Here is a 22,919-nt window from a genome sequence, read left to right as displayed (position 1 = left end):
TTCTATTTCTCGTCAACCACTTGGAAAACAAGGAATTTTAAATAATAGCTTTCATCAGCTGCCCAAAGAATTGGATGATCTGGCGCCTGAGTTCTAAACTCAACCTGACGCAGTCTCTTATGGGCTGCCTTTGCAGCTTGACCTATAACTTTAACGAAAAGCTCCTGTGTCATAAAGTGAGAACATGAGCATGTAGCAAGGTATCCGCCATCTTTTACCAGCTTCATTCCCTTCATGTTAATCTCACGATACCCCTTCATGGCATTTTTTGTAGCCTCTCTAGACTTCGTAAATGCAGGAGGGTCAAGAATTACCACATCATATCTCTCTCCCGCTTCGTTTAGTTTTGGAAGTTCATCCAAAACATTGGCCTGTCTAAATTTAACTCTTTCATCCAGACCATTAAGTTTGGCATTGTCAGTAGCCTGCTTTACAGCAAAATCAGAGATATCAAGACCTGTAACCTCTGCTGCTCCAGCAATACCTGCATTTAATGCAAATGTACCCATATGGGTAAAACAATCTAAAACTCTCTTATCCTTACATAGTCGCTGTATAGCTAGACGATTGTACTTCTGATCCAGGAAAAATCCTGTCTTTTGACCATTTACAACATCCACCATATAGTGAACACCGTTCTCTACTATCTCAACATTAGTATCAAACTCTTCACCAATGAATCCCTTGTAAGGTGCTAGCCCCTCTTTCTTTCTGACAGCTGCATCGCTTCGCTCATATACACCGCGAACAGTAAATCCATCAGCCAAAAGAAGCTCTTTTAAATATTCAACAATTTGAATCTTAAACTTGTCAATACCAAGCGCCAGTGACTCAATCACAAGCACATCATCATATTTATCTATGACAAGACCTGGTAAAAAATCGGCCTCACCAAAGATAACACGACAACAATTTAAATCAACTGGAAGCAATACGCTTTTTCGATATTCCCATGCGTTTTTCACTCGCATACGAATAAACTCATCATCGATTTGTTGCTCCTTGTCTCGGGTAAGCATGCGAACTCTAATCTTTGAATTGGTGTTAATAAAGCCACGTCCCATCATATAACCATCAAAATCATGGACTATAACAATATCACCATTTTCAAAAGAACCGGTTATGGTATCAATCTCGTTGTCAAAAATCCAAGCCCCACCAGCTTTAATTGTTCTACCTTCACCCTTTTTAAGTACAACAACTGCTTCTGCCATATGTGCTCCTATTATTTACGACCCTTAGTCTTGATTTCATTAACAATAAGCTCAACGAACTCATCAAACTTAACTGTTGTAGTTCCTTGCTCACCGTGAAGTCTGTATGAAACAGTGCCATCAGCCTCCTCATTCTTACCAAGAACTGCAAGATAAGGAACCTTTTGAATCTGAGCCTCACGCATCTTGTAACCAAGCTTCTCTGAACGTGTATCAAACTCAACCCTTACATCTGCATCGTTTAAAGCATCAACAAGCTTCTGTGAGTATGCATTAAGTTCGTCATCATCATTCTTTACAGGAAGTACCTTAACCTGTGTTGGTGCAAGCCAAAGAGGAAGATTTCCCTTTGTCTCCTCAAGAATGTATGCCATAAATCTATCAAGCGAACCAAGAATAGCTCTATGGATAACAACAGGTGTCTGCTTGTTGCTATCTGCATCTGTGTATGTAAGATCAAACTTTGCAGGTAAGCAGAAATCAAGCTGACATGTAGAAAGTGTAATCTCGTTACCAATAGCTGGCTTAACATTAACATCAAGCTTTGGTCCGTAGAATGCAGCCTCACCAATCTCCTCTGTAAACTCAATACCAATCTCAGTAAGAGTCTCACGAAGAGCCTGCTCAGCTGTGTTCCACATAGCATCATCCTGATGATACTTCTTAGTATCAGCTGGATCTCTAAGTGAAAGAACACATCTATAATCTGTGATACCGAAATCCTCATATGTGCTGAAGATAAGGTCACATACGCTCTTAACTTCAGACTTAATCTGATCCTGTGTACAGAAGATATGTGAATCGTTCTGGCAGAAATGACGACCTCTTTCAATACCCTTAAGTGTTCCTGACGACTCGAAACGGAAATCGTGAGCGATTTCAGCTATACGAATAGGAAGCTCCTTATAAGAATGTGGTCTATTTGCAAATATTCTCATGTGGTGTGGGCAGTTCATAGGACGAAGAACGAAATTCTCTCCCTCTACTTCCATAGCTGGGAACATATTCTCCTTGTAGTGATCCCAGTGACCAGATGTCTGATAAAGCTGAACTGTACCAACACAAGGTGTCATTACGTGTAAGTATCCAAGCTTGCGCTCCTTATTACGGATGTAGTTCTCAAGCTCTGTCCAAATTGTATAACCATTAGGAAGGTACATTGGAAGTCCACGACCAATTAAGTCATCAGCCATGAAAAGCTGCATATCTTTACCAATCTTACGATGGTCGCGCTCCTTAGCCTCCTCAAGAAGTGCAAGATGCTCATCAAGCTGCTCCTGTGTTGGGAAACAAACACCGTATACACGGTTAAGAACCTGATTCTCAGCATCACCTTTCCAGTATGCACCAGAGTGCTTAATAAGCTTGAAGTAACGGCAAAGCTTAACATTGTCTACGTGTGGTCCACGGCAAAGATCTGTGAAATCGCCCTGGTCATAGCATGAGATAGTCTGAGTATTCTCATCCATATTATTAATTAAGTCAATTTTATATGGGTCATCCTTGAACATCTCAAGAGCCTCAGCCTTTGAAATCTCTCTACGATAAATCTTGCAGCCTGATTTAGCTACCTTCTTCATCTCTTTTTCGATTTTAGCGATATCCTCATCAGTAAGCATAACATCGCCAAGATCCATGTCATAATAGAATCCCTCTTCTACTACTGGACCAACCCAGAATTTAGCATTTGGATAAAGATGCTTAACAGCCTGTGCCATCATATGCGCACATGAATGATTGAGAGTGTTAAGTGCCTCATCTTCTTTGAAATTAACCATGATTTTCTCCTTTTTATAATGAATGAATAAAGTTATTACTTGTACTAAGGGTGCTACTAATAATAAAAAAGCACCCTAGAAAGCGCCATTACATAGGCCTTTCCTAAGGGTGCATAAATTCTAATAGCACGGTTCCACCTTAGTGTTTCACTCATTTTGTCTTTAACGGAACTACCCGGAGACGCTTCGCACAAAATATGCTTCTACGTTCAGCTCGAGAATGGTGTTCATATATGTATCCACTAGACGCTTCCAGCCTAGGCGCCCTCTCTCTTAGTTTCCTCATATACTACTGTTTCTGTCATCGCTTTTCGTCTGTTATCCTACCATAATTTTTGAAGTTTAACAAGACTCTACTGTTACTAATCAAAATACTTTAAAAGCTCTTCGCATCTTTCAAGGGTCAACTCAGCATAAAGACCATTGCGATCCACCGGCGCAAGGGAACCTTCGTTAGGCAACTCATCTAACTGCTTGTCTCTATCAGCAAGCCACTGTCTCTGCTCATCAAGGGCTTTATTAAATGTTTCCTCGTCTGTATTATATTTAACAAGAATCCACATCTCGTTAAGTATATCATCAACTGCATTAGCTTGAGCTGAAGATATATCAACCATTTCTGCTGTAGTTAATGCAGACTGAAGGCTTTCATTAAAATAGTCATAGCTGCTTTTTGCATTATTGTAAAAGTCCTTAGCCTCTTCCTTAGCATCTTTCCTATCAAAGGAAGGCATTCCAAGCTCTTGGCTAGCATTTACTAATGCTATGTCCTCAATCTTTTCTGGAACTTCATCTAAGTAGACAAAGCCAAGCCAAACCTGTAACTCCTCAGAAATCTCTGATGTAGGTTTCCCTGGTAGATATATTTCAATCTCCTCAGTATCGCAAAATGCATAAGGTTCCGAAGGAATATACCTAACACCACCTTCTATATATTCAGTCTCAGAACTTGTTACTTTAAGATCCGAAACTTCCATCTTACAAGTATATTCATCTATCTTTTGTATATTTGAAAGATGTCCCTCATAATCACATATGTACATTGTTCCATTAGGATAATCATCTCCAGTATCACCCATATCCATATCGTGATAATGTCCATGGAAAAATCCATCTTTTTCTATATTAAAATCATCTGACCAAGCACCAGCTCCCGAAGAAAGTGAATAGTTATGTTTTGAAAGCTCTTCAAATGTAATTCCTGCACTTTCATCCTGCTCTTCTGTAGACTGATTATCTCCCGCGCCAGCATTAGTATCTAAGTCACTTTGCTGAGTACTTGAATCACTCTGTTGAGTATTATTAGCATCTGATGAAACTAAACTTGTGTCACTATCCTTTTTGCTAAGTATAATATATGCAGCAACACCAATAACCAAAAGAAGTGCCACAATAATGAGAATTATACTAAAGGTTCTTTTTTGTCTTCTTTTTCTACTCATTATTCCCTCCAAAAAAAGTTGTTAACAGCATACATCTGCTATCTGGTATCTAATTACTTTTTCTATATCTTTTACCGCAATCTGAACCTGAAAGCCTACTTTTCCGCCAGAAAAGTAAACCTTTTCAAGCTGATTTAGACTCTCGTCAAAAGTAGTCCTAAAGAATTTTTTCATTCCTATTGGAGAACATCCCCCATGAACATATCCCGTAAGTGGAAGCAGCTCTTTCAGAGGCAACATATCGATAGACTTTTCTCCAACTGCCTTTGCCGCCTTCTTTAAGTCCAATTCCTTTTCCACAGGAACAACGAAAACGTAATATGTTTTTGATTTCCCTTGTGTCACAAGAGTCTTGAAAACACATTTTGGATCCTCACCCATTTTCTCAGCTATCTGCTCACCAGTCAAAGAGGCATCAGGCTCATAAGTAAGTCCAACATAATCTATTTTCTTCTGTGCAAGAGTGCGCATAACATTTGTCTTTTCTTCTGCCATTTTAATTCTCCATTATTTCCTTATTTTACAACTAGCATGTATTATAGCTCAAATCCGGTAATAATACACATTTCTATTTAATAAAGGCCTAAAAACCTAGACATATTTGCAATTCTTAAACATGCAGATAACGCTATCTACAATAGAATATTCGTAATCTTCTCCTGAATCAAAGAAATATCAAGTGGAATCCCTTCTGCTTCAAGAGAAATAATCAAATTGTCACCAATTCTAAGACCAGAATTTTCATAAAGGCACAATTTATCTATGTTTTTATTTGAATATGATTCATCTGATGCTAATCCATAATGCTCCCAATAATATGTCTTTCGCTCTCTCACATTAAGCAAAACAAAATCAGGATAAACAAGCTTACCATTAATCAATCTAAAGGCCGGCTCATACTGATAAGGAATACCATTTTCATAAAATAAATCTGCCAATATCTTTTCAGATTTCGATCTGACATATTCACCTCTTTTTGTCTTAATAGACATATTTGCATTGTACGGATTTTGCATCCCCTGATGTTTTTCCATCCACTTTTCAATATACTCTTCATCTGTTAATTCAATAGGTTTCAAGAGATTTTTCCTGCCTTTGCAAGATTTTCTGTAAACATTTTCTAGAGCATCAACCTTGTAGCCTGAAATAAATCTTTCTAATAATCTTTTCTGTTGTGTAAGTTCCTCTTTCACTCTATTATAATAATCCTTCTGAATAAGCCTTTTAGCAAAATCCCTCTTTGCCGATGGAATATAGATATATTCATTCGCATCATTTCTATAATAATATTGGCTACAACCATTTCCAGATGTAACTCTTACTTTGTAATCAGGAATCTCTCTACATTCTCCTAGCATAACGTCAACCATCTCTAGATGCTTATTAATATCCTCTAACTTTTCATTTAATGTCTTTTCAATAATACTCATTTCATAACTCCTTCTATATTTTATTTACAAACTACTGCCTAGATTGAATTTATTAATACAGGCAGTATCACTTTTTAAATTAGTTACTGCTTATTATGCTTTTTTCTGTTTAAGCAGTACCATTCTCCAACCACGCTACTGTCTAAATTCTATTTTTCTATACAGGCAGTAGCCATTTTCGAATTCATTACTGCTTATATTTCCTTTTTCAATTTAGGCTGTAACTTTTCCAAAAAGGGCTACTGCTTAAAATCTATTTTCCCTTATAGGCAGTAGCCATCCCCCATTTCCCTACTGCCTATATGCCATTTTTCTCCATAGGCAGTAACCTATACAAAATTTCCTACTGCCTAAAATAAATTTCCTAATCTAAGCAGTACTACCTCTACATCCCCCTACTACTTATATTGCATTTTCTCTTACAGGCAGTAGGCCGATAGCTCTCATGGGATAAATGACCATATTCCTTCATCTGAAATAGATATTTGTCCTGAATTCATGGTATAAAATATTTCTGCACCCGCATCTTCGATTCTCTCAATAGCCTCAATTGAAGGGTGCCCGTATCTGTTTCTTTTAGAGCAGCTAATTACTGCAGTTTCGGGAGATAAAGATTCTAGGAAAGTAGAATCCGAACTGAAGCGACTACCATGATGGCTTGCCTTAAGTAAATCAATATCTTTTACCAATCCCAAATCAGCAATTATAGTTTCCTGTTCTGAGGAAATATCTCCTCCGAAAAATCCAGCGTAATCACATACTCCATCTCCGTCCCTGTCATATTCCATCAGCAAGCATAACGATAAAGCATTGAGATCTATTTCCCCTTCACTAGAAACATGGACTGCAGCACTATCATTAGGATATACACATGTAAATCTAAGATGCTTTGAACCAAGAACATCTCCACTATTCATATATAAAATTTCTGTGCCCTTTTCCTCCGCAAGCCCAATCAGCTCCACAAGAGTGTCATCCTTTGGAATCTCTGCCGATAAAACTATGTTTTCAATCTTATAATCCTGCTCTAGCAGCTCAAATACTCCTGACACATGGTCTTCATCCATGTGGGATAAAAACCAATAATCTATCGATGATACACCCTTGTATTTCAAGAAAGGTAATATGGTATACTCACCCACTTTACTTTTTGAAGTACTGCCGCCATCAATAAAATAATGGATTCCGTCACCTGAGTTCACATATATTCCGTCTCCTTGCCCTACATCCAAAAAGTCAATTTCAAATCCCCCATTAAAAGGTATAAGCCACATAAGATATATGCCAATTAAGCCAATATATCTAATAATTCTGTTCTTATATCTAACAAGAAGTATCACCAAAAGATAGTACACAACAATAAACATAAATCCATGAGCACCAACAATCAGCTTCGAGTGTGGTAATCCCAAAAACAATTCCGATATTGCTTCCATGTACATAATAAGAAAATGACAAGGTTTCAATATAATCTCAGCAATACCAATTCCAACAAGTATCCCCATAATTCCACCGACAATTCCAAGCAAAAGTAATAATGGCATAACAGGAAGAATTAGAATATTCAATATAAGCGAATATGTTGGCACCTCATGATAAAGCATTACCAAAAGGGGAAGCATTCCCACATTTATTCCAAACGAAAAAATAAGGGTGCCTGCAATGTAATCAATCAACTTGTTAATCGATTTTAAAAAAATATCTCCCATTCTCCCATGACAATGCCATCTTAGGTTCCATCTATTTTTTTGCTCTTTTCTAAACATCATAAAACTTTTATTTAGGGGAATCGCTATGTACCAAATGCCAAGAATTGCACCAAATGAAAGAAGAAAACTACCATTTTTAATATATAGAGGGTTAGTCACTAATAGTATTATTGCCATAGCCCCAGCCGCTGTTAGCATATCATAGGATTCACCAAGGACTTGAGCCAGTAGATAGAATAGAAACATACCTATTGCCCTAACAGAAGACAAACTCCCTCCAGTAAATATGCCGTAAGAAAAAGCAACTGCCCCTGCAAAAATAGAACTAAGCAAAAAGCTGACGCCGAACCTTCTAAGGAGCTTATACAAAAGCATGCACACAATTGATACGTGCAAGCCAGATACTGCAAGTATATGGGCAAGTCCCACTCCTTGAAAAAGACTCCGTGTATTCTCATCAAGTTCCGATTTATTGCCCGCCACAATACTTGATAGAATACCAGCCTCACTAGGTGCAAGTACTCTACTGTACAAACTGACAACCGACTTATTTAGTCTGTAGAAACAATCATAATCGAAATGATCCGGCTCATTAACATCTATTACTTCCACTTCATTGATTTGAAAATAAACACCATTTGAATTGTAATAGTCCTTGATGTTAAATTCCCCTTGATTTCTCGATTCCATGAACTTAGAAACTGTACCACTTAATTTAATTTTGCTTTTGATAGGAAAAGAATCAGAATCGAAATTGAATGTATAAGATATATCCGATAACGTCCCTCGGTCTGTGATAACCTGGGCATCTTTAATGAAATATTGCGTTTGATTATTTTTTATTTCCTTGCGATATATTTGACCGGTGGAACAAACGCTATCTCCATCAGTCAAGAACATATCAACTGCCCCAGAAGCGCCGTATAGCCCTAAAAAATCATAGGGTCCATAAGCGCTTAAGGCAATCATTATCACTATAAGCAAGAAAATTTTACAAAGACTCCGTCCTTGCAACATATTTCCTCCTTTTAAATCTGTACTAATAACTATTTTTCTGAACTAGTATCTTCTGGATTCTCAGTGGCATTCTCCTCTTCAGAAGTGCCATTGTCTTCCACATATTCACTATAATCCATATAGTCGTAAGTGTAATCTGTATCATCCTCTTCTGAAGAAAGACCATTACCATTTCCTGAATTGATTATTTCTTCATTTCTTGAAATAGGTGCAGATAAATCAACATCCAAGTTAGAAAGATGTGGCGTCTCCGCATTAACAAGTATTTGAACTTGCTTAATCGAATCTATTTCTGTAAGGGAATTAACTATAGAATAAACAGTAACATTCTCTGTAATATCTGTAAGCGCCGTCTCAAAAGTAGCATCCAAATTAACAATACATACTCCATTTTCGGAAACAGAAATAGAATTAATCTTTGTACCTGCAGGCAACGTAGCTAGTAAATCAGAAGAATCTGGGCCATTTAAAAGTTGTTCAACTATAAGTTTCTCTGGAGGTAAATTACGGCTGTAATATACCTGTCGAGTCTCAGGTACCAAAGATACGCCGTCCGCACTTGCAAAATAAAGTGTAAGGTCTGTAGACAAAAGGGAATCTGTCTCCTGACCAAAATCATCTATAAATGTATCAGATGTCATAGCTCCAAGAATCTCCCCGGAAGCATCTGTGTATGGCTTATCATTTACAAAAAGCGAAACGGAATCCACACCTTCAATAAGTGTAAGTGTCTTAACAATAGCAGCTCGTACAAGTATCTCTGTGTAGATGTCTAAACTCTCGTAATCTCCTGTCAGATAAAGGCTGAGACTTCCATCGTCAAGCTCCCATCTATCTACATCCACCCCTGCTGGAATAGTCGCCATGTAATCAACAGAATCTGTCTTTTCAGCAAGCTGATTAAGAGCCTCAGAAATACGCTGTGCACCTTCATTAGACTTATATTTATAATTTACTGGTGTAAGTCCATTTTTATCCGTATTTACGTAGTAAATTTTGTACTGACTAACCTTATCCTTGTGACCACATGCGTCAAAGGTAAACAATATGCAAATTATAAGTATTGTCGAAACTATCCTCTTCATTATTGATTCTCCTTCTCAATATAATTTAGAGGTATACGTACATCAAAGGTAGAACCCTCTCCCAGCTTTGAACGTACTTTGACTTCTCCATTATGCATTGCTATAGCACTCTTTGTAATAGCAAGACCCAGTCCAGTTCCACCGATTTCTCTAGAATGTGACTTGTCTGCACGGTAAAATCTCTCGAAAATATGTGGTGCTGATTCCTCAGGAATACCTAGACCATTATCCTCCACCTTAATATAGAAGAATTGATGGTCAGAATTAAGAGAAATATGAACCCATCCACCTTGGTTATTGTATTTGATTGCATTTTCCACAAGATTTGTAATTACAAGAGTGAACTTTACTTCATCAACCTCTGCAACAACAGGTCTAAATGACTCAAAAACAACCTCAATATCTGCCTTATCAGCAATAGGCTTAAGTCTCTTTAAAATATGCTCAATCAGCTCATTAATATTAACCGCTGAAACATTAAGCTTGGCTCCACTTTTATCCATTCGAACAAGACTCAACAGGTCATTAATTATCTTTGTCTCGCGATCAATCTCCTCTCCAATATCCACCATGAACTCACGATACATCTCAATAGGCACATTATCTGAACCATTAAGAGAATCAGCAAGAACTTTCATAGATGTAAGTGGAGTCTTTAACTCGTGGGAGACATTTGAAACAAATTCCTGTCTAGACTCATCGATAGATTGAAGCTTTCCTATTACCTCATTAAACTTTCCTGAGACCTGTTCAAGCTCTGTAAATGATTTCTGCTCCGGAAGTTCGTTGGTATACTCTCGAATAATTCCATCCAACGAAGTAGACATATTCTTAATTGGCCTAGAAAATCTAATAGCGCAAAATACTGCCACAAGTATAGAAAACAATGTGACAATTACGCCTCCAATAAGCATGTAGGAAACAAAAATATCTATATTCTGTTCAACGTAATCAGTAGATTTGTTCATTACAAGAGCACCTACTATCTCTCCCTGAGAATTAGTAAGTGGCACAGAAACAATGATAGTTTTAGTGTTCTCGTCGTAATAATAAAGCTGATTTCCCTGAAGAGTGTCAATAATATTTTTCCAAATGACAGTCTTACCCATATCAACGGAAAATGAATCTCTAACAATTTTAAGGTTGGAATTAATAACTAAGATACGACCGTTATTGCTGTCAGCAACTGCCTTGAGTTTTGTATCAAGGACTCTGTTCTCCTCGCCAGCAACATAGCCGCTAGTGACTATCTGATTATTGTATTGAACAGCCTCCGCCATAAGATTGGTGGCATCCGTATGAATGGCTACAGACTTGTAAGCTTTCAAAGAAATAGGCACACACACCATAAATGGTATGATGCCTACTAATAATACTATTATTGCAATTTTAAATCTTAAGCTATGAAAATGTGCAGAAAAACTAAAATGCTTCTTCATTAAAAAACTCGTTCCCTAGACAAATCTTATTGATAATAATAGCCAACTCCCCATTTTGTGCGAACGTATTTTGGCTCCTTAGGATTAGGCTCAATTTTCTCACGAAGACGACGAATATGAACATCAACTGTACGCTCATCTCCAGGATAATCTGGGCCCCAAATCTTGTTAAGAAGATCCTCTCGGGAGAATACTACCTTAGGATTAGTAACGAGTAAAACCATCATCTCAAATTCTTTTGCAGTCAAGTTGTACTCAGTACCTAAAATAGTAACATTTCTATTTCTCTTATCTAAGATGATATCACCATCTTCGATTGTGTTTTCATCAACCTTTTTCTCTTCTTCAGCTGGCTGTCCAGCGGCAGCACGACGCATAATCGCCTTGATTCTAGCCTTTACCTCGAGAATGTTAAATGGCTTTGTAATATAGTCGTCAGCACCGTATTCAAGTCCAAGAATCTTGTCCATATCGTCGCCCTTTGCAGTAAGCATAACGATTGGAACGTTAGAAAATTCTCTAATATTCTGGCAAACTTCAAATCCGTCAAGCTTTGGAAGCATAACATCCAGTAAAATCATGTCATAATGATTAGCAGTGGCAAGATCAAGAGCCTCCTGACCATCATAGGCACAATCAACTTCCATACCGTCCTGCTCTAAAGAAAATCTAATTCCCTTTACGATAAGCTTTTCATCGTCTACAACCAATACTTTTTTAGCCATAATAACCCTCTATTTTTCTATATTTTTATTAGTGAATTAATTTGATTGAAAATACCATCACCGATTCCTGAGACTTTTTTAATGTCATCGATAGAAGAAAACGCCCCATTAGCATCTCTGTACGCTACTATCTGAGATGCCTTAGCCTCTCCTATACCTGGCAAATTAGTAAGCTCGCCTACGGTGGCAGTATTTATATTGATAAGTCCATCATTAGCCGTCTGTGTAGGTGCTTCAATTTCAAGTGCTTCTCTTTCATCCACAGTGTAAATGTATATCTTTTGACCATCTTCTAGAATGGCAGCCTGATTAATATCACTGTCATCTGCTGAATCTAAAAGACCACCGGCAGCCTCAATAGCCGAATATACTCTAGAATCTGACTGAAGCTCATAAACTCCTGGTGTCGTTACCGCTCCTGCAACCTGAACATAGATAGTCGAAGAACTCTCTTCAACCACCACCTCTCCCCCGTCGGTCTGCTCGTTTATAACTTCGTTAGAATCTGTGGATTGAAAATAAGATACCTTGCCGCACCCTGTAAAAATAAAGATGCTACAACAAACAAGACTAAAAAATTTTTTCATAATCTCCTAAAATGCATAGATAGGAGTATATAATATCGTCCTGTTCATTGTAGCGAAAAATCAAAAATATTACAAGAGTTTTACGTCTTTATGGCGTACTCATTTTTACACAAATTTTTCAAAGACTCTCTCGATTTTTTCCTTAAATTCATCAATATTCTGCTCAGTTATAACAAGTGGAGGAAGTAATCGAAGTACATCGGCACCTGCTGACAAAACAACTAAATGCTCTTCTAAGAGGGCTTTTGTAACAACTTCTTTTACTGGAATTGTAAGAACAAGTCCCTGCATCAATCCCATTCCACGTCTTGCAGTAATGAAATCATATTTCTCCACTAGTCTATCAAGAGTCTGCTCGAAATATGGAGTAATAGCATTAACATGGTCAAGCATCTTGTAATCCTCAAACATGTCAAATACCTGAGCAACAGCAGCTGTGCAAAGTGGGTTACCACCATATGTTGTTCCGTGATCTCCTGGAACTAATGAGCTAGCTGCCACCTTGTCAGTAACACAAAATGCTCCAACTGGAACACCGTTACCAAGAGCCTTTGCAGTAGTAAGTACGTCTGGCTTAATATCATACTGCTGGAATGCATACATGCTACCTGTACGGCCCATTCCACACTGAACCTCATCTAAAATAAGTAAAATATCCTTTTCATCGCAAAGCTGTCTTACCTTTTGAATAAATTCCTTATCTGCTGGATAGAGACCGCCCTCTCCCTGAACAGTCTCCATAATGATAGCGCATGTCTTGTCAGTAAGCTTAGCTAGCACACTACCAAAATCGTTGAAAGTTGCAAACTCAACGCCAGACATCAAAGGATAAAATGGCTCACGATAATGCTCTGTACCTGTAACAGAAAGTGAACCTACAGTACGGCCATGGAAACTATTTTCCATAGCGATAATCTCATAATCACCTGGGCCCTTTTTTGTGTATGCGTATTTTTTAGCAGTTTTAAGAGCGCCTTCTATTGCCTCGGCACCTGAATTTGTAAAGAATACTTTATCCATGCCAGAAGCTTTTGTTATCTTCTCTGCTGCCTCTATCATAGGAATATGATAGTAGAGATTTGAAGTGTGAGTGATTCTCTTAAGCTGTGTTGTTAAAGCATTTTCAAAATCCTCATTACCATAGCCAAATGCCATAACGCCAATACCTGAGGCGAAATCCAAATACTTTTCATCCAACTCATCGTAGAGATAAACACCCTTACCGTAATCAAAAATTACAGGAAATCGATTATATACATGTAGTAAATTTTTATCAGCCTTCTCGATATATTCTTTCTTATTCATCATAATACCTCGTATCCTTGTTGCCAATGATTGCTGTACCAATTCCTTTGTTTGTAAAGAACTCAAGTAATAAACAATGAGCGATACGTCCATCTAAGATATGAACTCTATTAACGCCCTCCTCAATAGCATCAATACAATTAGTAAGCTTAGGAAGCATACCACCGCCTATATAGCCATCTCCAATAAGGCTCTTAGCTTCATCAACTGTAATTTCAGAAATAAGAGTGTCTGGGTCATCCTTATCCTTGTATACACCCTCAATATCTGTAAGGAATGCAAGTTTCTCAGCATGAAGTGCCTTAGCAATAGCACATGCTGCATCATCTGCATTGATATTGTATGTCTCAAAATTGTCATCCATTCCAATTGGGCAAACGATTGGTAAGAAATCCTTCTCGAGTAAATCCTCTAATATCTTTGGATTAACCTCTGTAATCTCTCCAACGAAACCGATGTCCTGACCATCAGAAAGCTTCTTTTCTACCTTTAAAAGTCCACCATCCTTGCCAGAAACACCAACAGCATTAACTCCAAGTGCCTGCACATTTTGAACAAGTGATTTATTTACCTTGTTGAGAACCATCTCCGCAATTTCCATTGTAGCTTCGTCAGTCTTGCGAAGACCATTGATAAACTCTGGCTTGATACCATTTTTCTCAACCCACTTGCTGATTTCCTTACCACCACCGTGAACGATGATAGGCTTAAATCCAACAAGCTTAAGTAAAGTAACATCCTGAATAACCTGCTTTTTTAAGTCCTCGTCAACCATAGCGCTTCCGCCGTACTTAACAATCATAATCTTACGATTAAATCTCTGAATATATGGCAAAGCCTCGATTAAAACCTGAGCCTTATCCAATATTGGCTGCATACTACTATCCATTTTATCCTCCTAGTCCGCAGTTACACTAACAATCCATATGATTAGTTCCGCTTACTAAATGTAAGCTTCACTAATATATGAGCTTGTTAGTTACTGCTCTCTTAATAAATTAACTTAGCTACGATAATCTGCATTAATCTTTACGTAATCGTAGGTCAAATCGCAACCCCATGCTGTAGCCTCTGCATCTCCCTCATGCATATCTACAAATACTGTAACTGCATCAGCCTTCATAATCTTAAGTGCCTCATCCTCGTCAAACACAATAGGTGTGCCCTTATCAAATACCTGAAGTCTGCCATTAACACTTTCAAAGAAAAGTTCTACATCATTCTGGTCGAAATCAGCTCCAGAATATCCCATTGCACAAAGGAATCTTCCGAAATTGGCGTCGCAGCCAAATATTGCTGCCTTAGAAAGGTTAGAACCTACGATAGCTCTAGATAATGTCTTGGCGTCTGCTACAGACTTGGCATTAACAACCTTTGCTTCAAAAAGCTTGCTAGCACCCTCTCCATCAGCTGCCATTCTCTTTGCCAAATCCGTACATACGAATTTTAATGCCTCTTTAAATGTATCAAAATCAGCTCCCTTTGATGAAATCTTTGGATTGCCAGCCAAACCATTTGCCATGCAAATCAAAGTATCATTTGTAGATGTATCACCGTCTACAGTAATCATATTGAATGAGTCTGCTACAACCTCGCTGACAGCCTCCTGTAAAAGGCTTTTTTCAATATCTATATCTGTTCCAAGGAAAGCAAGCATTGTACACATATTAGGATGAATCATACCTGAGCCCTTGCTCATTCCCCCAAGCGTCACTGTCTTACCACCAATTTCAAACTCAACTGCAATTTCCTTGTTAACAGTGTCTGTTGTCATAATAGCCTTTGATGCATCAGTGCCAGCCTCTATGCTATCATCAAGCTTTGGCGCCATAGCCTCAACTCCTGCTACAAGCTTATCAACTGGAAGCTGCATTCCAATTACACCAGTTGATGCTACTGCAACAGAATCATAAGGAATAGAAAGTGCCTTCTCAACTCCCTTTGCAGTGGCCTCACAGGCATCAAATCCTTCCTTGCCAGTACATGCATTAGCAATTCCTGAATTGATAACAACTGCCTGAATAGGTTTATTCGCATTTACGATATCCATATCCCACTGAACACATGCAGCCTTAACCACATTACTTGTAAAAGTACCTGCGCTGACACATGTTTTTTCAGAATAAACCATAGCCATATCAGTACGTCCCTGATATTTAATACCAGCTGCTGTGCTGGCAGCTTTGAATCCTTTTGCTGCGGTAATTCCGCCTTTGATTTCCTTCATATATTTCTCCTACTTATTAAATGCTGTGATATTCTCGTCATTTAAAACGAAATCATATACATTTAAATCATCTCTTTTTTCCCACTGTTCAGCCTGCCAGAAGCTATTACCAAGCTGATTTTCTCTAAAGGCAACAAGCTGAATCTTATTGATTCCCTCGTCCTTAAGTCTAACCATCGCCTCTGCTGCCATCGCCTTACCAATGCCCTGCTTACGATAATCCTCATGGACACACACATGATAAAAGCATGCACGTCTTCCATCATGTCCTACTAAAATGGAACCAACTATTTTGCCATCTGAAACAGCTACAACAGAAAGCCCTGGATTTCTTCTAAGAACTCTAGTGACACCATCTTTAGAATCATCTAATGAACGCATAGCAAAACCATGGATTGTAGTCCAGAGCTTGTAGACGCCATCATAATCTTCTTCTTCCATTGTCCTAATTTGATAATTCATATCAGCTCCTAAATTTACCTTAAAACTAACGCTTTCTGTAATCATAATAACTCCTACTTATGGGAACATTGGTGCAAAATCAAGTCCCATTTTCTCATCTAAGCCAAAAATAATATTCATATTCTGAACTGCCTGACCAGCTGCACCCTTAACCAGATTATCAAGGGCACCCATCATAACAACTCTACCTGTACGCTCATCAATCATGCAGCTCACATCAACGAAATTGCTTCCCTCAACCCATTTAGTCTCTGGGCACTCGCCGTAACCAAGTACACGAACAAAGAACTCATCATCATATGCATCATGATATGCCTTCATAACCTCTTCCTTTGAAGGAAGCTTGCCATCTTTTTTAACAAGGCTTGCATATTCAGTAACTAATATTCCTCTATTCATAGGAACAAGGTGAGGTGTGAAGTTGAGCAATAACTTCTGTCCACATGCATACCCAAGCTGCTCTTCAATCTCAGGTGTGTGACGATGTGTTGTGACACCGTATGCCTTGATACTCTCATTAACCTCGCAGTAAAGGTTAGGAAGCTTAGCTCCACGGCCTGCACCTGAAGTACCAGACTTAGCATCAATAATAAGAGTAGATGGATCAATAAGTCCCGCCTTAACAAGTGGATAAGCTGTAAGTATAGAGCATGTAGTATAGCAACCTGGATTAGCAATAAGTCTTGCTCCTACTTCCTTATCTCTGTTAATCTCGCAGAGTCCGTAAACAGCTTCTTCTATAAATTGCGGACTCTTGTGAGTGATGCCGTACCATTTCTCATAAGTCTCTACATCCTTAATACGATAGTCAGCAGATAAATCAATCACCTTACAATTAGAAAGAATCTCCTCTGTAAGCACGCCAGCTAAATAGCCCTGAGGAGTAGCTGTAAATATAACATCAACCTGCTTTGAAAGTTCTAAAATATTGTCATCAAGACACTTGTCCTCAACCAATGTGAACATGTTCTTATATATAGAAGCAAATCTCTCATCCACATAAGATCTAGATCCGTACCACACAATCTGTGCCTGTGGATGGCTGTAAAGCAATCTAACAATTTCAGCTCCTGCATAACCAGTAGCTCCAATAATTCCAACCTTAATCATAGCAAGTCTCCTTTTCATTTAATCGAACAGCTATATTCTATTACTTCACTTTCGCAAAGTAAAGTATTACAGCAAAATTTTATGAATTATTTTTGCATAAATATACACTCATTATTCATATAAATCAAGTACATTTTTCACAATCCTCATATTTATTCTTGTAATATGCATAAATTTGCACTTGTATTTTCCACTTTAACGTGGTACAGTGTTAATAATTCAAAAACAAGCGAATAAATATAAACATAAAGGAGAAATATTATGGCACAGGAAAAAGTTGTACTTGCTTATTCAGGTGGTCTTGATACCACTGCTATCATTCCATGGCTCAAGGAGAATTATGGATATGAAGTAATTTGTTGTTGTATCGATTGCGGTCAGGGAGAAGAATTAGACGGTCTTTCAGAGAGAGCAAAAGCTTCTGGTGCTGCTAAATTATATATAGAAGATATCGTTGATGACTTCTGCGACAATTACATCGTACCTTGCGTTCAGGCAGGTGCTGTATATGAGAATAAATATTTACTTGGTACTGCAATGGCTCGTCCAGGTATTGCAGCTAAGCTTGTAGAGATTGCTAGAAAAGAAGGCGCTGTTGCAATCTGCCACGGTGCTACTGGTAAGGGTAATGATCAGATTCGTTTCGAGCTTGGTATCAAGGCTCTTGCTCCAGACATCAAGGTTATCGCTCCATGGCGTAATGACAAGTGGAAGCTTCAGTCTCGTCAGGATGAGATTGATTACTGTAAGGCACACGGCATTGATCTTCCATTCTCAACAGATCAGTCATACAGCCGTGACCGTAACCTTTGGCACATCAGCCATGAGGGACTTGAGCTTGAGGATCCATCACAGGAGCCTAATTATGAGCACCTTCTTATGCTCACTACTCCACCAGAAAAGGCACCAGAGAAGCCAGAGTATGTGACAATGACATTTGAAAAGGGTGTTCCTACATCTGTTAATGGTAAAAAGATGAAAGTTTCTGATATCATCAAAGAGTTAAACGAGATTGGTGGAAGAAACGGAATCGGTATTATTGATATCGTAGAGAACCGTGTTGTAGGTATGAAATCTCGTGGCGTTTACGAGACACCAGGCGGTACAATCCTTATGGAGGCTCATGCTCAGCTTGAGGAGCTTTGCCTTGACCGCGCTACAATGGAAATGAAAAAGGAAATGGGCGCAAAACTTGCACAGGTTTGCTACGAAGGCAAGTGGTTCACACCACTTTGCGATGCTATTCAGGCATTTGTAAAGTCTACTCAGGAATATGTAACTGGCGAAGTTAAGTTCAAGCTCTACAAGGGCAACATCATCAAGGCTGGTACTACTTCACCATACTCTCTCTACTCAGAGAGCCTTGCATCATTTACTACAGGCGACCTTTACGATCACCACGATGCAGAGGGATTTATCACACTTTGGGGACTTCCACTCAAGGTTCGTGCAATGAAGCTTCAGGAAAATCAGAAAACTAAATAGATTGTTCTAAACTCGAGAAAAGCCACGGCATATGCCGTGGCTTAAATTTTTGTATAACAGGCAAACTTACAAGCTACTGACTTTTTTCAGAATCTGCATATTCGAAATATCTGTCCTTCCGTTATCTATAATCTATTTTTTACCAAAAATCTCACATACTAAATTGCGAGTTCCATCCTTATCTATTATCACATATTCCCAGTGAAAACCAGTATCTGTGATGTCAGAAAAAATCCAATAGGTGCTTTCCTCATCAAGGACTTTTCCCACAAGCCTATCATCTTCTTTTCTAAAAGTGAGCCTCTTCATTATCCCCTCACAGGTATACACAACATCATAGCAATCATCATTTTTGTTGAAAATTCTGAGAGATGTTCCGTATTCTCCATCAGGCTGGGGATTATTGTCTCTAGTCTCTCGAGACGGAAAAATGAAAATATCCTGAATACCTATTCCTTCTAGCACTCTTCTAAAAATCCACTCTCCCTTAACATGACGTTTCTTCCCATCAAGCTCGTCATAATAATCACAGTCCCAATCACCAATCAGCTTCTTAAACCAGTCATACTCCTCGGGGATTATTCCTGGCTTTTCGCTCAAAAGAGCATCTACAAAAGTGTTCATAACTTACCTCCTCAATACACTATATAATTATTTAATTATATTAACCGCTTCATTAAGAATAAGGGATACATCAGCCCCATATACATCAAGTCCTGTTGCGCTGATAAGCTCTACACCTTTAATACCGTAGAAACTTTGGCAAAGTGTCTTAACATATCCATATCCAAAATCTTCAGGAACAAAATTTCCGCCCGCTGTCATGACATAATATAGCTTATTAGCCTTACATAATCCCCTTGGTAATCCATCATCTGTGTACTCAAACGTAATCCCTACTACATTAATAAACTCTAAGTACTGCTTCACCATAGCTGGAAATGACAAGTCCCAATATGGCGCAGCTATAACAATGGTATCCGCATCTGCAAACTGTCGGGCCATAGCAAATAAGTCATCATCAAATTTCTTATTCGCAATAAGACTATCTCTTTTTGATAGAAATGACTCATCAATCTTTGGAAATGTCACATCCACCAACTTAATCTCAATATAATCATCTGAAATCCGCGCAAGTTGTGCCTTTGCAAGCTGTAGCGTCCTAGACTCAGCTCGCACACATGCGTTTATAAACAAAACCATCCATTTACCCCACTTAAATATATACGCTACTCCTTACGTTCTTATATCTGTACTAAATTATAGTATATAAATAAAGCTCGCAAAATGCGAGCTTTAGACAATCATTATTTAATTTAAGAATTTCTTAATAAAACCTCTACCGCATTTCTTACGCAGTCGTCGCATTCGCATTTCACAACGCCAGTCTCAACGCCTTTTAAATCCTTGCAAATTGTAGCTCCGCATGTCTCAGCGAAATCCTTAGCCAATGTAGCAGCATCCCTAAGTATTGGCTTGCCCTCATATTTCTTCATTCCAAGAATCATCTGGGCTCCAATAAGAGCCCCACATGTTGCCTCCATGCAACCCATGCCTACACCAAATGATGCGCCCATCTTTTTTAATTCTTCTTCCGAATATCCAAGCTCATCCTTAAATGCTAATAGTACAGCCTGACAACAGTTGCATCCATTATGCTTTAATTCAACCGCTAATTCTTTTCTTTCCATAAAAAACTCCTTTTAAAAACCTCATGCAATCTAAAACTGCATGAGGTTAATTTATCATTGATAAACGCATACATATAATAACATACTACATCAATAATTTTCATCTAGGATTCGTTATTTTATCAGGAACAATCCAGTAATCACATATTTTGCCCCCTGTTGCTAGGGTGTAGTCTCTATGAAGGACACCATGCTTAGCCTCTGTAAGGTAATAGTCCATCTCACAACACACTGGCAGTATTTCTAAATATCCATTCTTTCTTGCAAAAGCCTCTATGGGACATCTTGTAAAATGATAATAGCTACCATCTTTATGCTTTGTTTCATCAAAATTAAAATCCCAGGTTTTGTCCCTATATTCCGGATGTGCATCTGCCCATTCTTGCATTTTGTGAAACTTTTCCTTGGCAAGGGCCAAAGTATTAGGATCATTAATATCTCCATTTGCTAAAAACTTGCTGACAGGAAAACTAGTCATGAAATTTTTAATAACTGCTCTATATCCCTCTAAGTCTATAGCCCCCTCTGATGCTTCCCATATTGCCAAAAAAACAAAGCACATGTAGATATTGCTGGCCATAGGATTATCAAAGCCAATATCATCACACTTCTGTAGCATCTGCTTATAAATTGGCTTTGCACCTTTAATAGCTTTTTTTGTAACCCCTTTTCCAAACTGCCTTGCAAGATGCTTACGTAGAAGTATTGGAAATAGTGTTATGTACGTGCCTGTATATTTCATCATATTTTATACCTTCTTTCTGGCAACAAGATGTAAACGCATTTTCTTTTCCCTTTTAAGCTTCTCAACCTTCAAATCAACCAAATCGCAAAACTGCTGAACCTGATCTAATGAATAGGCCCCTACATCTCCATGGCCCATTAAATTAGCCAAAGGCATCTCCGTATGGTTCATAATCCAGAGTATGAATTTTGGAGCAGTGTAATCTTGTAAAATGAGCCTTCCACCAGGTCTTAATACCCTTTTAGCGCTCTCAAAAAATTTTTCTGGATTAGGATAATGATGAAAACTATTTGAGCAAATGATTGCATCAAAACTATTTTCTTCAAAGGGAAGATTCTCACAATCTCCCACAACCCAGTTGACACCCTCTAGATTTTTATTCTTTGCCACCTCAATCATTCTCGGTGTAATATCAAGTCCTGTATATTTTTTACTGGAATCCTTCTCATATAAAAGAGATATCATTGGACCGGTGCCACAACCACAATCCAGCAAATCTTCATATTCTTCTTTTTCAAGTTCAGATGCAATATAAGGATAGTCTTCCTTACATATCTCATAAATCCCCGCATCACCTGACTCATAAATGTCTGCTGCTTTGGTAAATTCTTTTATTGTTAAATCCTTGTATTCCTTTGATGTCTTCATTTATTTTTTTCCTCTCTGTACAGTTAATTTTCTCTAGTATCTTTGGTTAATGATACTGCACATACCAAATACATAAGCAGCCAACCAAGTGATTCAAATCCGGAATCAAGTCCATCTGCTAAATAATTGGCAACATTTCCAAGGATAGCAATTATAAGTGGATTACAGATTAGAAGTATCTTTTTTACAGGAATCATCCCCTTTAGCACCATTCCAATCCAAGCTACAGTGACTCCCAAATCACATATTATATATCCAGCTAAAAGTGGAATTGCTATACTCTTCAAGACTCTAATCATCATATCAACAGAACTAACTACATCACCTGTTACTCCCATTCCCGCATTAAAAACTACTACCAACATACATATGCATATATGAATAAAAGCAAAATAAAAAACTCCTGCCCAGTTAGCATATTTAAAAAGCTTAAATAAAAATGACTCCCCAAGATTATCCTTTTCAGTCATTACTTTAAGTACTTCAACCACTGCAACATAAAACACTGGCGCACAAACAAATCCAAGAATAGAAGAAATTGCCAGTCTCCAATCTGCAATTACATTCCACTGAATTCCCCTATACGCATTTGGTGCTGTAGATACATTAAATGTACCAAATCCAAGCAAATAATCACCGATAATGGCAAGAATCATTGATACACAACCCATTAATATCTTTTGTTTAGATGATAATTTTTTCATGTATTTCTCCTCACATAATTCTATTTGTAAAAAACTAATTATATATTACTACATTCGGTTAGATATATCTAACCATTTATCCTAATTATATATCACATTTTTCTCATTAATATTTC

Annotated in this window: 22 protein-coding genes; 1 reads left to right on the top strand and 21 read right to left on the bottom strand. The window is 38.0% G+C overall.

The window, feature by feature from the left end; all coding sequences use genetic code 11:
• Nucleotides 1-2: 2 nt before the first annotated feature.
• The 15 genes from BLP50_RS02740 to argC all read right to left on the bottom strand — a co-directional run bounded on the left by BLP50_RS02740 (nucleotide 3) and on the right by argC (nucleotide 17,530).
• A complete protein-coding gene (locus tag BLP50_RS02740) occupies nucleotides 3-1,214 on the bottom strand; it encodes a class I SAM-dependent rRNA methyltransferase (protein WP_090150605.1) in 1,212 nt (403 codons plus the stop codon).
• Nucleotides 1,215-1,225: 11 nt separating this feature from the next.
• Nucleotides 1,226-2,992 carry a threonine--tRNA ligase gene (gene thrS / locus BLP50_RS02735; RefSeq protein ID WP_090150602.1) on the bottom strand — a complete coding sequence of 589 codons (1,767 nt, stop codon included), beginning with the start codon at nucleotides 2,990-2,992 and terminating at the stop codon, nucleotides 1,226-1,228.
• A gap of 362 nt (nucleotides 2,993-3,354) precedes the next feature.
• Complete coding sequence (locus BLP50_RS02730; RefSeq protein ID WP_090150599.1) at nucleotides 3,355-4,434, bottom strand: lysozyme inhibitor LprI family protein; 1,080 nt, start codon at nucleotides 4,432-4,434, stop codon at nucleotides 3,355-3,357.
• Between the two features lie 21 nt (nucleotides 4,435-4,455).
• Complete coding sequence (gene ybaK / locus BLP50_RS02725; RefSeq protein WP_090150596.1) at nucleotides 4,456-4,929, bottom strand: Cys-tRNA(Pro) deacylase; 474 nt, start codon at nucleotides 4,927-4,929, stop codon at nucleotides 4,456-4,458.
• A gap of 137 nt (nucleotides 4,930-5,066) precedes the next feature.
• Nucleotides 5,067-5,864, bottom strand: a complete 798-nt coding sequence (locus tag BLP50_RS02720) for a hypothetical protein (protein WP_090150593.1) — start codon at nucleotides 5,862-5,864, stop codon at nucleotides 5,067-5,069.
• A 443-nt stretch (nucleotides 5,865-6,307) separates the two neighbouring features.
• Nucleotides 6,308-8,590, bottom strand: coding sequence for a DNA internalization-related competence protein ComEC/Rec2 (locus BLP50_RS02715; protein WP_090150590.1), 2,283 nt, complete (start codon nucleotides 8,588-8,590; stop codon nucleotides 6,308-6,310).
• Between the two features lie 29 nt (nucleotides 8,591-8,619).
• Nucleotides 8,620-9,675: a GerMN domain-containing protein gene (locus tag BLP50_RS02710; protein WP_090150587.1), complete on the bottom strand. Its 1,056-nt coding sequence runs from the start codon at nucleotides 9,673-9,675 to the stop codon at nucleotides 8,620-8,622.
• Nucleotides 9,675-11,114 carry a sensor histidine kinase gene (locus BLP50_RS02705; protein WP_090150584.1) on the bottom strand — a complete coding sequence of 480 codons (1,440 nt, stop codon included), beginning with the start codon at nucleotides 11,112-11,114 and terminating at the stop codon, nucleotides 9,675-9,677. Before BLP50_RS02705 ends, BLP50_RS02710 begins: the two co-directional genes overlap by 1 nt.
• 26 nt (nucleotides 11,115-11,140) lie before the next feature.
• Entirely contained in the window at nucleotides 11,141-11,839 is a 699-nt protein-coding gene (locus BLP50_RS02700; protein ID WP_090150581.1) for a response regulator transcription factor, read from the bottom strand.
• 17 nt (nucleotides 11,840-11,856) lie between these two features.
• A complete protein-coding gene (locus tag BLP50_RS02695) occupies nucleotides 11,857-12,426 on the bottom strand; it encodes a ComEA family DNA-binding protein (protein ID WP_090150578.1) in 570 nt (189 codons plus the stop codon).
• 105 nt (nucleotides 12,427-12,531) lie between these two features.
• Nucleotides 12,532-13,731, bottom strand: coding sequence for an aspartate aminotransferase family protein (locus tag BLP50_RS02690; protein ID WP_090150575.1), 1,200 nt, complete (start codon nucleotides 13,729-13,731; stop codon nucleotides 12,532-12,534).
• Nucleotides 13,724-14,620 (bottom strand): acetylglutamate kinase, encoded by an 897-nt coding sequence (gene argB / locus BLP50_RS02685; RefSeq protein ID WP_090150573.1) that lies wholly within the window; start codon nucleotides 14,618-14,620, stop codon nucleotides 13,724-13,726. The genes BLP50_RS02690 and argB overlap by 8 nt, the downstream gene beginning before the upstream one ends.
• Before the next feature lie 114 nt (nucleotides 14,621-14,734).
• The gene (gene argJ, locus BLP50_RS02680; RefSeq protein ID WP_090150570.1) at nucleotides 14,735-15,958 is read right to left on the bottom strand and encodes a bifunctional glutamate N-acetyltransferase/amino-acid acetyltransferase ArgJ; all 1,224 of its coding nucleotides are present in this window, start codon (nucleotides 15,956-15,958) and stop codon (nucleotides 14,735-14,737) included.
• Nucleotides 15,959-15,967: 9 nt separating this feature from the next.
• Nucleotides 15,968-16,465 (bottom strand): GNAT family N-acetyltransferase, encoded by a 498-nt coding sequence (locus BLP50_RS02675; RefSeq protein ID WP_242869204.1) that lies wholly within the window; start codon nucleotides 16,463-16,465, stop codon nucleotides 15,968-15,970.
• A 12-nt stretch (nucleotides 16,466-16,477) separates the two neighbouring features.
• Complete coding sequence (argC, locus tag BLP50_RS02670) at nucleotides 16,478-17,530, bottom strand: N-acetyl-gamma-glutamyl-phosphate reductase (RefSeq protein ID WP_090150567.1); 1,053 nt, start codon at nucleotides 17,528-17,530, stop codon at nucleotides 16,478-16,480.
• Between the two features lie 261 nt (nucleotides 17,531-17,791).
• On the opposite strand from argC, the gene BLP50_RS02665 reads away from it, so the two are divergent.
• Nucleotides 17,792-19,015 (top strand): argininosuccinate synthase, encoded by a 1,224-nt coding sequence (locus BLP50_RS02665; protein WP_090150562.1) that lies wholly within the window; start codon nucleotides 17,792-17,794, stop codon nucleotides 19,013-19,015.
• Nucleotides 19,016-19,147: 132 nt separating this feature from the next.
• Here the strand turns inward: BLP50_RS02665 and BLP50_RS02660 are convergent, their stop codons facing one another.
• The 6 genes from BLP50_RS02660 to BLP50_RS02635 form a co-directional block, all read right to left on the bottom strand.
• The gene (locus tag BLP50_RS02660; protein ID WP_090150560.1) at nucleotides 19,148-19,639 is read right to left on the bottom strand and encodes a hypothetical protein; all 492 of its coding nucleotides are present in this window, start codon (nucleotides 19,637-19,639) and stop codon (nucleotides 19,148-19,150) included.
• A gap of 27 nt (nucleotides 19,640-19,666) precedes the next feature.
• Complete coding sequence (locus tag BLP50_RS02655) at nucleotides 19,667-20,218, bottom strand: NAD(P)H-dependent oxidoreductase (protein ID WP_090150557.1); 552 nt, start codon at nucleotides 20,216-20,218, stop codon at nucleotides 19,667-19,669.
• Between the two features lie 113 nt (nucleotides 20,219-20,331).
• Nucleotides 20,332-20,706 carry a C-GCAxxG-C-C family protein gene (locus BLP50_RS02650; protein ID WP_090150554.1) on the bottom strand — a complete coding sequence of 125 codons (375 nt, stop codon included), beginning with the start codon at nucleotides 20,704-20,706 and terminating at the stop codon, nucleotides 20,332-20,334.
• A 100-nt stretch (nucleotides 20,707-20,806) separates the two neighbouring features.
• Nucleotides 20,807-21,451, bottom strand: a complete 645-nt coding sequence (locus BLP50_RS02645) for an L-2-amino-thiazoline-4-carboxylic acid hydrolase (RefSeq protein WP_242869203.1) — start codon at nucleotides 21,449-21,451, stop codon at nucleotides 20,807-20,809.
• 3 nt (nucleotides 21,452-21,454) lie between these two features.
• Nucleotides 21,455-22,099, bottom strand: coding sequence for a class I SAM-dependent methyltransferase (locus BLP50_RS02640; RefSeq protein ID WP_090150551.1), 645 nt, complete (start codon nucleotides 22,097-22,099; stop codon nucleotides 21,455-21,457).
• 23 nt (nucleotides 22,100-22,122) lie between these two features.
• Nucleotides 22,123-22,803 (bottom strand): DUF6796 family protein, encoded by a 681-nt coding sequence (locus BLP50_RS02635; RefSeq protein ID WP_090150548.1) that lies wholly within the window; start codon nucleotides 22,801-22,803, stop codon nucleotides 22,123-22,125.
• Nucleotides 22,804-22,919 lie beyond the last annotated feature (116 nt).

This window comes from Pseudobutyrivibrio sp. AR14, assembly GCF_900101325.1.
In the GTDB taxonomy this organism is placed as follows: Bacteria; Bacillota; Clostridia; order Lachnospirales; family Lachnospiraceae; genus Pseudobutyrivibrio.
Note: the sequence above shows the minus strand (reverse complement) of the source record. Positions and strands in the feature narration are given on the sequence as shown.